Genomic DNA, 11589 nt, shown 5'->3' on the forward strand with positions numbered 1-11589 from the left:
CGGCACGTTCCGAGCCGCGTCAGGACCGTTCCGCGACTATCGCCGGATCGTCCAGTACCGCTCGGACGACCGAGTGCGCGGCGCCCAGCAGCGGGCCCTGCGGGCCCAGCGGGGAGACCGTCACCGGGCAGGCAGGGCCGGTCGTACGGCCGGTCAGCTCCGTGTCCAGTGACGGCAGCAGCCAGGGGGACAGCTCGGCCAGGGCGCCGCCCAGGACCACCGTCTCGGGGTCGAGCAGGTTCACCGCTCCGGTCAGGGCGATGCCGAGGGCCGTACCGGCGTCCCGCAGCGCGGCCCGTACCCTCTCGTCGCCCGCCTGGGCGCGCTCGGCGAGCAGGCCCACCCGATCGTCCCGCGGCTCCAGCCCGGCCGCGCGCAGGACCGCTTCCTCGCCGGCGTACTGCTCCAGACATCCCCGGCTGCCGCACGGGCAGGGGGGACCGTCCGGCCGTACGGGCACGTGGCCCAGCTCGCCCGCGAAGCCCCGGGTGCCGCGCAGCAGCCGGCCGTCCACGACGACCGCCGCGCCGATGCCGATCTCGGCCGACACGTGCAGGAAGTCGCCCGGCGTGCCGGCACCGAGCCACAGCTCGGCCAGAGCGCCGAAGTTGGCCTCGTTGTCCACGGTCAGCGGCCGGTGGCCAGGCAGCAGGGGGCCGAGGTCGATGTCGTGCCAGCCGAGGTTCGGGGCCCGTACGACCGTGCGTCCGTCCCTGGCGACCAGGCCGGGCACGGCGACCGCGAGCCCGGCGGGCCAGAGTTCCGCGCGTTCCGCCTCCGCGACGACCTGGTGGATCAGCGCCGTCAGTTCCTCGATCACCGGTTCCGGCGCCCGGCCCCGGTTGGCACCGCGCCGGACCGCCCGCGCGCGGACCTCACCGCGCAGGTCGACCGCGCACACCGCGAGGTGGTCGACGCCGATCTCGGCCCCGATCCCGGCCGGCCCCCGGCCGCTCACCGCGAGCGCCGACCCGGGCCGGCCCACCCGCCCCGGCCGCTCGGGGCCCAGTTCCTCCAGCAGACCCCAGCGGATCAGCTCGTCCACCAGGGTCGACACCGCGGCCCGCGTCAGTCCGATCCGGGAGGCGACCGCCGCCCGGGACAGCGAGCCCTCGGCGCTCACGGCGTGCAGCACCCGGGCGAGGTTGCGCCGGCGCATGCCCTGCTGGGTGTCCGGCAGGGCGCGCCCGGCGCCCGGCGGGCGCGCCTCGTGCAGCGGTGCGGTCATGCCTCCGTCAATCCTCGGTGTCCGCCGCCCGGCTGGTCGCGGGCGGCTCGGTCACTCGGTGTCCGTCCCCCGCTCCAGCAGCGGGGCCGCGTCGGAGAGTACCCCGGTGATCCGGTCCAGCGTCGCCCGGTCCCGTTCCACGGCCTCCAGCACGGGGCCCGCGGCCGTGTTCCAGCGGCGAGCGACCGCCGCGGGATCCTCGCCGGTCAGCAGTCCGGCAGCCTGTGCCGCCGCGCCCAGGGCGACCAGTTCCCTGGCCTCCGGGACCTGGACGGGCCGTCCCGAGAGCCGGCGCACGGTCTGCTGCCAGGCCGTCCCGCGGGCCCCGCCGCCGATCAGGAGCAGCGGGGTGTCGCGGTCCGCGTCCTCGTCGAGGACCAGGTCGAGGGCTCCGAGCAGCGCGTGCACCGCGCCGTCGTACGCGGCCTGCAACAGCTGGCCCGCGGTGGTGTCGTGCCGCAGACCGTGCAGCACTCCGGAGGCGTGCGGCAGGTTCGGGGTGCGCTCGCCGTCCAGGTAGGGCAGCAGGGTCACGGATCCGCCGGATTCCACCGCCTCGCGGTCCAGGCCCAGCAGGGCCGCGACGCGGTCCACCGCGAGGGTGCAGTTCAGGGTGCAGGCCAGGGGGAGCCAGTCCCCCCGCGCGTCGGCGAAGCCCGCCACCGTGCCGGTGGGATCGGTGGGGCGGCGCCGGGAGACGGCGTAGACCGTGCCGGACGTGCCGAGGCTCAGTACCGGCGTGCCGGGCCGCAGGCCGAGGCCCAGGGCTGCTGCCGCGTTGTCGCCGGTGCCCGGAGCCACCAGCGTGCCCTTCGAGAACGGCAGATCGTGGCTGTCGCGCACGGTGCCGGCCACCTCGCCGGGCCGTACCACCCGGGGCAGCAGCGCCGGGTCCAGGCCGATGTGCGCGAGGGTCTCCGCGTCGTACGCCTCCGTTCCGGAGGCCCACCAGCCGGTGCCGGAGGCGTCGCCGCGGTCGGTCGTGCCCTGCCCGGTCAGGCGCTCGGTGAGGTAGTCGTGGGGGAGCCGTACCGCTCGGGTCGCGCGGACCGCCTCCGGCTCGTGCTCGGCGAGCCACGCCCACTTGGTGACCGTGAAGGACGCCCCGGGCACGCTGCCGGTGCGCTCCGCCCAGGCCTTCGGCCCGCCCAGTTCCTCCACCAGACGGCCGGCCTGCGGCGCCGAGCGGACGTCGTTCCACAGCAGCGCCGGACGCACCGGCTCGCCGTGCTCGTCCAGGGTGACCAGGCCGTGCTGCTGGCCGCCGATGGACACCGCCGCCGCCTCGTGCGCCGCGTCACCGCACTGGCGCAGCGCCTCGCACAGCGCGTCCCACCACTGGCGCGGATCGCTCTCCCGGCCGGCGCCGGTAGACACCGTGTGCGGTGCCTGGCCGCTCGCCACCACCTGACCGGTGGCCGCGTCGACGACCAGTGCCTTCGTGGACTGGGTGGACGTGTCCACTCCGACGACGAGCGGACCCTCGGCTGCTGACATCGGGCTCTCCCTCTTCCGCGGCTCCGCGGGATGTGCGGTGGGCTGTTTTCGAAGACACCTTGCTGTCGAAGACATCTTGTCTCTTCACAGCGGTGCGTCGGCATACTAATTTGTAAACCGCCATGACGAAATAGTCGCAACGCAGCAAGGAGCCGCGGCATGAGCTACCAGCCCACCCCCGAGGACAGGTTCACGTTCGGACTCTGGACCGTCGGCTGGCAGGGAAGGGACCCGTTCGGCGACGCCACCCGCCGCGCCCTCGACCCGGTCGAGACGGTGCAGCGCCTGGCGGAACTCGGTGCCTACGGAGTGACCTTCCACGACGACGACCTGATCCCCTTCGGTTCGTCGGACACCGAGCGCGAGTCGCACATCAAGCGGTTCCGCCAGGCCCTGGACGCCACCGGCATGACCGTCCCGATGGCCACCACGAACCTCTTCACGCACCCCGTCTTCAAGGACGGCGCGTTCACCGCCAACGACCGCGACGTGCGCCGCTACGCCCTCCGCAAGACGATCCGCAACATCGACCTGGCGGTCGAGCTGGGCGCGAAGACGTACGTCGCCTGGGGCGGCCGCGAGGGCGCCGAGTCCGGCGCCGCCAAGGACGTACGTTCCGCCCTGGACCGCATGAAGGAGGCCTTCGACCTCCTCGGCGAGTACGTCACCTCGCAGGGCTACGACCTCCGCTTCGCCATCGAGCCCAAGCCGAACGAGCCCCGCGGCGACATCCTGCTGCCCACCGTCGGGCACGCGCTGGCCTTCATCGAGCGCCTGGAGCGGCCCGAGCTCTACGGCGTCAACCCCGAGGTCGGCCACGAGCAGATGGCCGGCCTGAACTTCCCGCACGGCATCGCGCAGGCCCTGTGGGCCGGGAAGCTCTTCCACATCGACCTCAACGGCCAGTCCGGCATCAAGTACGACCAGGACCTGCGGTTCGGCGCGGGCGACCTGCGGTCCGCCTTCTGGCTGGTCGACCTCCTGGAGAGCGCCGGTTACGAAGGACCCCGCCACTTCGACTTCAAGCCGCCGCGGACCGAGGATCTCGACGGCGTGTGGGCGTCGGCGGCGGGCTGCATGCGCAACTACCTCATCCTGAAGGAGCGTGCCGCCGCCTTCCGCGCCGACCCGGAGGTGCAGGAGGCGCTGCGCGCCTCGCGCCTGGACCAGCTGGCCCAGGCGACCGCGGCCGACGGCCTGCAGGCCCTGCTCGCCGACCGCGCGGCCTTCGAGGACTTCGACGTGGAGGCGGCCGCCGCGCGCGGCATGGCGTTCGAACGCCTCGACCAGCTGGCGATGGACCACCTGCTGGGAGCGCGGGGCTGAACGGAGGAGGGCCGGGGCGAGCGGCAGCGGCTCACCCCGGCCCTCCCGGCCGAGAGGCCCGTGTCACCGACTCCTGGGCAGCCGGACGTACGTCACGGTCGTCTTGATCCCGCTGTCGACCCGGCGGCCCTGGGCGTCGAACGCGCCCGTCCCGTCGGTCATCCCGAAGTCGTCACCCTTGCGGCCCGCCGGGTAGATGTCGCTGCCGATGCCGCCCAGCTCGATCCCGTGGTCGTCGGCCACGCCGCCGGGCAGCAGCGCGTTGCTGAACGCGCCGAGCGGGATCTCACCGAGGGTCGCCGTGCGGATCACGCGGGCGTCCCCGGACGGCGCCGCGGTGGCCGTCCCCGCCGCGACGAGGACGGCGGCCAGGGCCAGCGGCAGACCCGTGGAGACGGAACGGTGGACGCGGCGCCGGCCGGCGGCGTGCGGGGACATCTGGCCTCCTGCGGCAAGGTCATTGGCTGCCGACACCATGGGGCCCCCGGAGGAACGCCGCACGACCGCCGGGTGAACGGCCGGCCTCCGCCGCTCATCGGATCGCGCCGATCTCACGGTGACTGCCTGTCAGAGCGCCTCCGGAGCACGCGACTCCGCGTCCAGCCGCGCGGATGCCAGTGCCGTCGCGGGATCGGGATCGGCCCCGCCCGCCGGAACCCAGCGTCCTCCCTCGTCACGATACGGCCACCAGTGGCCCTCGCCTCCGAACCGCAGCTGAACGCCTTCCTCCTGGACGGTCCACCGGTTGCCGCTCCTGTGGAACACCGGCCGCTCGTCCGCCTCCCAGGCCGCTTCCAGAGCCGCACGCGCGCGTGCCAGCGCCACACCCTCCACCTCCCGGTCCTCGTCGAGCACCGCCAGCGCCGCCGGGCCACCGGTCCGCCAGGCGCGGACGGCTGTCATGAGCCCGTCGCGTCCACGCCCCGACCCCGTGGCGAGCCGCTCGGCGACGGCGGCGGGGGCCGGCCCACACGCCAGGCGTACGGCGTCCTGAGCGGCCGTCAGGTCCTCGCCGGCCCGCGTGTCGCCACGCAGCGCCGCCGCCAGCAGCCGGTACGCCTCCACAGCCGTGCGGCCGGCCAGGTGTTCCAGCGCCGCGGGATCCACCTCCGGTGCGGCCGGCGAGCCGGTGACGAAGGACGGCGGCGCGCCGGGTGCCGGCGGGAGTCCGGGCAACTCGGGCAGCGGCGGCAGGATCTCGGCAGCCGCCCATGCCTCTGCCGCGTCCACCCCCGTGGCCGGGGGCGTCACTCCGGACGGCTCCGCGGTGCTGCGGACATGCAGCTCCGCCAGAAAGGCCTCCTTGTCCCGCCCGCGCATCAGCAGGAGCAGAAACGGATCCTCGTCCAGCAGCCGCGCCACCTGGTGACACAGGGCGGCGGTGTGCCCGCAGTGGTCCCAGGCACCGCAGTCGCACTCGGGATCAAGATCGCCCAGGCCCGGCAGGAGTTCGATCCCCGCCACCGCCGCGTCCTCGATCAGATGCGGCGGAAGCTCCCGGTCGAGCAGCGCGGCCATGTGGCCGGCCTGCTCCACGGCGAGATCCCCGAACCGTGCCCACTCCTCGTCGGACAGCCGCGGCAGCAGGACGTCGGCCCGGTGGGCCGCACCTCCGGGGTCACGTACGACGGCGGTGACCCGGCCCGGCCGTACGGTCACCGCACCCACACCGCCCGCCCGCGCGAGCCGGCGCCCGGCCTTGACCGCAGCGGCTTCCAGGGCGGCGTCCTCCAGGGCCCCCACCCAGGCACGCCCCCACCAGCTCCGGACGAAGGCCCGCCCGCGCGCGGGCGGCAGCGCGGCGAACGTGCGTCCTGCGTCACGGCCTTGCTCGTCGTCGTAACGGCTCATCGCGCCTCCCCGCGCAGTTCCACCAGTGCGGCCAGTTCCTCGTCCGACAGTTTCGTCAGGGCCGCCTCACCCGAACCGAGCACGGCGTCGGCCAGCTCCCGCTTACGGCTCAGCATCTCCGCGATGCGGTCCTCCAGGGTCCCCTCGGCGATCAGCCGGTGCACCTGCACCGGGCGGGTCTGCCCGATGCGGTACGCGCGGTCGGTGGCCTGTGCCTCCACCGCCGGATTCCACCAGCGGTCGTAGTGCACGACATGCTCGGCCCGGGTGAGGTTCAGCCCCGTCCCGGCGGCCTTGAGGGACAGCAGGAACACCGGGGCCTCGCCCGCCTGGAAGCGCCGTACCAGATCCTCACGCGCGGCGACCGGGGTTCCGCCGTGCAGAAGCAGCGAGGACACCCCGCGGGCCGCCAGATGCCGTTCGAGCAGCCGGGCCATGCGCACGTACTGCGTGAAGACGAGCACGCCCGAGTCGGCCGCGAGGATGGTGCCGAGCAGTTCGTCCAGCAGTTCCAGCTTCCCCGAGCGTCCCGTGAGCCGTGGATCGTCCTCCTTGAGGAACTGCGCCGGATGATTGCAGATCTGCTTCAGGCCGGTCAGCAGCCGCATGATCAGACCCCGGCGGGTCATGTCGTCGACGGTCGTGATGCGGTCCAGGGTCTCGCGCACCAACGCCTCGTACAGTCCCGCCTGTTCAGCCGTGAGCGCCACCGGGTGATCCGTCTCGGTCTTCGGCGGAAGCTCGGGGGCGATGCCCGGATCGGATTTGCGCCGCCGCAGCAGGAACGGTCCGACGAGCCGGGCGAGCCGTTGCGCGGCGGCGGGGTCCCGGCCGCCCTCGACGGGCTGTGCGTATCGCGCGCGGAAGCTGCCGAGGCTGCCGAGCAGGCCGGGGGTCGTCCAGTCGAGGATCGCCCACAGTTCCGTGAGGTTGTTCTCCACCGGAGTGCCGGTGAGCGCCACGCGCGCGCGTGCGCCGACCGTACGCAGCGCCCGCGCGGTGGCGGAGTAAGGGTTCTTCACATGCTGCGCCTCATCGGTTACGACCATCCCCCACGGGACCCCGGCGAGCCGGACGGCGTCCAGGCGCAGCGTGCCGTACGTGGTCAGGACGAACTCACCGTCCGCCAAAGACGCCAGATCGCGCCCGGACCCGTGGAACCGGCGCACCGGAATGCCGGGAGCGAACCGCTCGATCTCGCGCTGCCAGTTGCCCAGCAGCGAGGCCGGGCAGACCACGAGCGTGGGACCGGCCGCCGCCGGATCCGACTGCCGGTGCAGGTGCAGCGCGATCAGCGTGACCGTCTTGCCGAGTCCCATGTCGTCGGCCAGGCAGCAGCCCAGTCCGAGCGATGTCGTACGGGCCAGCCAGTCGAGGCCGCGCAGCTGGTAGTCCCGCAGGGTCGCGTCCAGGCCCGGCGGCTGCCCGACGGTGAGGGCCGGATCCTGGACCGTCGGCCGCTCACGCAGCCCCTCCAGCCACCCCGTGGGCCGTACGTCGACCCGGCGGCCGTCGACCTCCGTCGAGCCCGTCAGAGCCGCGGCCAGCGCCTCGACGGGAGTGACGGAACGGTCCCGCTCGGTCCGGGCCCGCTCCGCCTCCGGCGGATCGACCAGCACCCAGCCGTCGCGCAGCCGCACCAGGGGACGCTTGGCCTCCGCCAGCCGATCCAGCTCCTCCCGTGACAACTCCCGCCCGCCCAGGTCGAACCACCAGCTGAACGTGACCCTCTCGTCCGCTGAGAGCAACGACGGAACGGTGGCGGTCCGGGACGATGCGGTGTCGTCGTCCGGTGGTCCGATGGCCGCGTGCGCGGTGAGGCCGCGTGCCAGGTGCCGGGGCCAGTGCACGTCGACCCCTACGGCGGCCAGCGCCCGCGCCCCCTCGCCCAGCAGTTCGGCGATCTCGTCGTCGGCGAGGTCCACGGCGTCCGGCACGGCGGCGGAGAGCAGCGGCGTCAGCGGCGGCCAGGCGCCGGCCGCGCGGCGAAGCGCCAGCAGCACGTCCGCACGCGCGCGTGGAGCGAACGCCGCGCGGCCGGTGTCCGCACCGGTCCACAGTCCGGCGGCATCCATGACGTCCACCGGTCCGCTCTGACCGTGCACCTGGAGAACCGCACGGAAGCGGACCGGAGCGTCATCCTCGGAGACGGTGTCATGGAGACCGGGCGCCTCCACGCGCAGCGACAGCCGCACCCCCGCGTCATGGCCGGCGGCGACGTCGTCGGCCCACGCCCGCAGCGCGGGCAGATGCTGCGGCTCCGGTGCCGTGTACGCGGGGCCGCCGGTCACCAGTGGGGCGGCGGGGGAGCGCGGCAGTACGTCGGCGATGGCGTCGAGGAAGGCGCGCAGCAGCCGCTCCGGGTCGGGCAACAGCGGTGGCCCGTCCGCCGTGAGCGGCACGGCATGCGCCTCCGGGGGCATGGCAGCGGCGAGTTCGCGGACCAGTTCCGCATCGCGCGCGGACAGTGGTCCCACGCGCCAGGCGTCGTGATCGCCGGCGGACAGGCCCGGCAGGAGCAGACCGCGCGCCAGGAAACCGAGGGCCAGTTCGTACGCGGTCCGCCAGAAGGCTGCGGCCCGGTGCTCCCGCGGCAACGCACGCGCGCGTGCGAGCACCGGAAGGGCGGTGCGGACGGGCAGCAGGAGGACGGGCAGCGGGACGCGTTCGACGCTGCCGTCGGCTGAGGGCAGCATGAAATCCAGATCTGCCAGTGAGCCCTCCACGTGTGCGGGCGGAGCCCCACCGTCCGGCCGCCAGAAGCCGATGCGGCCCGCGCGCGGGGGATCGGACGGAAGGAACACGACGCAGCACTGGGTCAGTTCGGCCAGGTCGGAGGGTGGTGCCGTGGGGATGGTCTGCACAGCTCGCCGTACTCCTCAAATTTGACTACTCGACCGGAGTCGCCGAGAGTACAGGACGTGCAGGACGTTCCCCTCCTGTGGATGCCATGACGTGGGTCACTCCACAACGTGTTCGAAGGGGTCGCGCTCGTTGAGGGAGAGCCTGACGGACTCAGGGCCTCCGGCGATCCCCGGGCGAGGAGGGGCATGGGGGCCGGGTGGAAGAGACCGCATGCCGTCGCACCTGCGCGATGACCATGCGGCCCTGGAACTGCGCCGTGCCGAACAGGGACACCGGAAACCCGCCGGGGTCGTGCCGCGGATCCATCGGCGCGGCGGATTCGAGGTCGGCGCCTCGGTCCCGAGCCGACAGCGGTGCTGGGACATGCTGGAACCGAGCGTGCGGGAGAAGCCGGCGCACAAGGCCGGTGGCGTCCCGGAGCGGGGGGCGCGGCTGGACCACGAGGGCCGCCCCAGGGCGTTCGTGTTCGGCCCCCGCGGACCGTGTCAGGTCGGTCGCGTGGTCCGCGACGGCCGGTCGGTCTTCCAGGGCGAGCGTCTGGGAGTGGAGCCCGCATCGGTGCGGCGGCGGTCGTTCGCCGTGACCGGTCCCGGGAAGAAGCCCTCGGCGGCAACCGGCGCCTCGGGCCGGGCTCCGGCCACCCGTGCCCCGCAGCCGCCGTCCGCGGCCGTGCGCCCGCTGAACCCGCCCCCGCGCTGTCGGCGTTCTCGTGAACTTTCCCGCCGAGGTGCAGGAGTTCGGCCACCGACCTTTCCGGCACCCGCACCCTGCCGGGGGGAAGCGCCGCATCAGGCGCGCCGGGACGTCGAGTGCTGTGAGGCTCCGATCCGGCGGGCGTGAGGCGGGGTGGCTGGGTGGGTGGCACGTAGTGAGGCCGTTGGCGGCGGGCTTGATCGGCTTCCGCGCGGGGGATGCGGGGCCACAGGGTTCACGCGTCGCTCGGTCGCATGCCGCAGGGAACCACGCACCGCTGCGGCCGCGTGCCGTGTGGAGCCTTGCGCCGGCGAGCCCGCGTGCCGTCCGTGCCGTGCCGAGGACCACTAGGGGGTGCGGCTCAGGGATGTCTCAGGGTCGGGGTCGGAACCGCGGGGAGCGGGGGGCCGTTCTCAGATCAGAGCGCGGCGGTGGCCGCGAAGGAGGCGACGCTCATGTCCATGAACGCGAAGATCGCCGCAGGGGGCGTGGCGGTCGGGCTGATCCTGCTCATATGGCTGCCCTGGTGGGTGGCGTTCCTGGTCGTCGTGGGGGTTCCGGCGGCCGCGTACCTCGCCCTGGACCCCTCACAGCGGCGCAGGCTGCGCAGGGTCGCCCGCAAGGAGCTCGGCCGCTGAGGCGCCGCGCACGGTGAGGCATCACTCGCCGAGTTGCCCGGACGGGCCGGCCGAGCCGCCGGGAGCCGCGTCGGCCAGGCGCGGCGCGGCTGCCGGGGAGCGCGGGAGGTCTCGTCCGGCCGGCCCGGCTCACAGGGGCCGTACGGCCATCTTGTCGAGTGCCTCCAGCAGACCGGGCAGCTCGGGTCCCCGGCCCACCGGCAGTACCTCGCCGGGCTCCTCGTCGAGCAGGACGAACGCGATGTCGTCGGTGCGGGCCACGATCGACCAGCCGGGGCCGTCGGCGCGCAGCGTACGGGCCTCGCCGGGAGCGAACGACGAGCGCACGCGGCCGAGCGGCGGCGGGGAGTCGACGTAGGCGCGTGCTTCCGCGAGCACCCGGCGGACACCGGCGTGGCCGCCGGCCCTGGCGCCCCCGCCCTCCTGCGCTGACTCCACGGCCCGTGTCTGCTCACCGGGCACGGGGAAGTCGGCGTCGTTGATCTGCTCCCGCCAGGCGGCCCACTGCAGCGCTATCTCGTCGGCACCCAGCCGGCGCTGGGCGGGCCCCCAGGAGCCGGTGTCCGGCGGCCTGAGCGCCGGTCGTCCCGCCTCCTCGGCGGGCGGGTCGTGGGGAGCGGGCACGCCGGGCGCCGCGACGGCGACGGCCAGGGGCCATCCCGGCAGGGCGGTCACGACCGCGCGTTCGTCCGGCGACAGCTCGTACTCCATGCCGCAGTCCCAGGAGGCGATCGCCACGGCGACCAGCGAGACGTCGTCGATGACGACCGTCCAGCGAGCGCCGCCCCCGTCCTGGCCCAGCACCAGGCCGTACCCGTCGGCGCGCGGCGCCAGGTCCAGCGCCGCACACGCCTCCGGGTAGTCGTCGCCCAGCACGCTCGGAAACTGTGCCGGCGTCAGCAGCACCGCCGTCAGCACGTACAGCGCATCGTCCGCGGCGGCGACGGGCTCATCGTCCGTCCCGGCCATCCCTGCCTCCCCAGTGGTTCGTCCATCGGCGCGCACCCTAGTGCTAGCGGAAGCCGCTTGTCACGACTCCGCGCACCACGCGGAGCTGCAGGTTTCCACCTGGACGGGGGCGAAACGACCACATGTGGAGAAGGAAGTTCCGTTCAGGCCGCAGGGAGCCCGAGGAGGTCGCGGGCCACCGCGGCGGGCGACTCGTCGCGCTCCCGGGCCAGCGCGACGACCGCCCGGCAGGCCAGCTCGCTCACCCCGAAGGACAGGGCCTCCGGGGACACCCACGCCGCCGCTTCCTCGATCCGGTCCTGGTCGTCCTCCGCCCGGGCCGCGACATAGACGGCCGCTGCTTCGAACAAGTTGTGTGTACGCCTCTCCCGGGCACCCTCCGGCCGCCCCTGCGTGGAGGTGCCGAGCCGGCCGGCGTACCTGCGGATCCTGTCGAACACGCGGACCACCTTTCCCTGAACGGAGTCAGTACCGATCGCCCATCTGCTGCTCCACAACGTAGAGTTGGAGATTCGGCGGCAG

Annotated in this window: 8 protein-coding genes and 1 pseudogene; 2 read left to right on the forward strand and 7 right to left on the reverse strand. The window is 74.0% G+C overall.

The window, feature by feature from the left end:
• Positions 1–19 precede the first annotated feature (19 nt).
• Positions 20–1228: an ROK family transcriptional regulator gene (locus AB0L21_RS24485; RefSeq protein WP_365786374.1), complete on the reverse strand. Its 1209-nt coding sequence runs from the start codon at positions 1226–1228 to the stop codon at positions 20–22.
• A 51-nt stretch (positions 1229–1279) separates the two neighbouring features.
• On the reverse strand, positions 1280–2725 hold the full coding sequence (xylB, locus tag AB0L21_RS24490) for a xylulokinase (RefSeq protein WP_365786376.1): 1446 nt from the start codon (positions 2723–2725) through the stop codon (positions 1280–1282).
• A 159-nt stretch (positions 2726–2884) separates the two neighbouring features.
• Here xylB and xylA point away from each other — a divergent pair, with 159 nt between their 5' ends.
• Positions 2885–4051, forward strand: coding sequence for a xylose isomerase (gene xylA, locus AB0L21_RS24495; protein WP_365700785.1), 1167 nt, complete (start codon positions 2885–2887; stop codon positions 4049–4051).
• Positions 4052–4204: 153 nt separating this feature from the next.
• Here the strand turns inward: xylA and AB0L21_RS24500 are convergent.
• From AB0L21_RS24500 to AB0L21_RS24510, 3 genes and pseudogenes are all read right to left on the reverse strand, one after another.
• Positions 4205–4489 (reverse strand): annotated as a pseudogene (locus AB0L21_RS24500) (esterase-like activity of phytase family protein); the annotation flags it as partial.
• A 129-nt stretch (positions 4490–4618) separates the two neighbouring features.
• On the reverse strand, positions 4619–5902 hold the full coding sequence (locus AB0L21_RS24505) for an SWF or SNF family helicase (protein WP_365786378.1): 1284 nt from the start codon (positions 5900–5902) through the stop codon (positions 4619–4621).
• Positions 5899–8766 (reverse strand): DEAD/DEAH box helicase, encoded by a 2868-nt coding sequence (locus AB0L21_RS24510; RefSeq protein WP_365786380.1) that lies wholly within the window; start codon positions 8764–8766, stop codon positions 5899–5901. The genes AB0L21_RS24505 and AB0L21_RS24510 overlap by 4 nt, the downstream gene beginning before the upstream one ends.
• A gap of 1149 nt (positions 8767–9915) precedes the next feature.
• On the opposite strand from AB0L21_RS24510, the gene AB0L21_RS24515 reads away from it, so the two are divergent.
• Positions 9916–10098 (forward strand): hypothetical protein, encoded by a 183-nt coding sequence (locus tag AB0L21_RS24515; protein WP_365700778.1) that lies wholly within the window; start codon positions 9916–9918, stop codon positions 10096–10098.
• 129 nt (positions 10099–10227) lie between these two features.
• Here the strand turns inward: AB0L21_RS24515 and AB0L21_RS24520 are convergent, their stop codons facing one another.
• Both AB0L21_RS24520 and AB0L21_RS24525 read right to left on the reverse strand, forming a co-directional pair.
• The gene (locus tag AB0L21_RS24520) at positions 10228–11067 is read right to left on the reverse strand and encodes a hypothetical protein (RefSeq protein WP_365786383.1); all 840 of its coding nucleotides are present in this window, start codon (positions 11065–11067) and stop codon (positions 10228–10230) included.
• 143 nt (positions 11068–11210) lie between these two features.
• Entirely contained in the window at positions 11211–11507 is a 297-nt protein-coding gene (locus tag AB0L21_RS24525; protein ID WP_030986416.1) for a hypothetical protein, read from the reverse strand.
• Positions 11508–11589: the final 82 nt, after the last annotated feature.

The organism is Streptomyces sp. NPDC052721, assembly GCF_040678315.1.
Taxonomy (GTDB): Bacteria; Actinomycetota; Actinomycetes; order Streptomycetales; family Streptomycetaceae; genus Streptomyces.

Excerpts from the sequence above, each read along its gene's own strand:
- AB0L21_RS24485 (WP_365786374.1), bottom strand. The coding sequence starts at position 1,228 with ATGACCGCACCGCTGCACGAGGCGCGCCCGCCGGGCGCCGGGCGCGCC.
- xylB (WP_365786376.1), bottom strand. The coding sequence starts at position 2,725 with ATGTCAGCAGCCGAGGGTCCGCTCGTCGTCGGAGTGGACACGTCCACC.
- xylA (WP_365700785.1), top strand. The coding sequence starts at position 2,885 with ATGAGCTACCAGCCCACCCCCGAGGACAGGTTCACGTTCGGACTCTGG.
- AB0L21_RS24505 (WP_365786378.1), bottom strand. The coding sequence starts at position 5,902 with ATGAGCCGTTACGACGACGAGCAAGGCCGTGACGCAGGACGCACGTTC.
- AB0L21_RS24515 (WP_365700778.1), top strand. The coding sequence starts at position 9,916 with ATGTCCATGAACGCGAAGATCGCCGCAGGGGGCGTGGCGGTCGGGCTG.
- AB0L21_RS24520 (WP_365786383.1), bottom strand. The coding sequence starts at position 11,067 with ATGGCCGGGACGGACGATGAGCCCGTCGCCGCCGCGGACGATGCGCTG.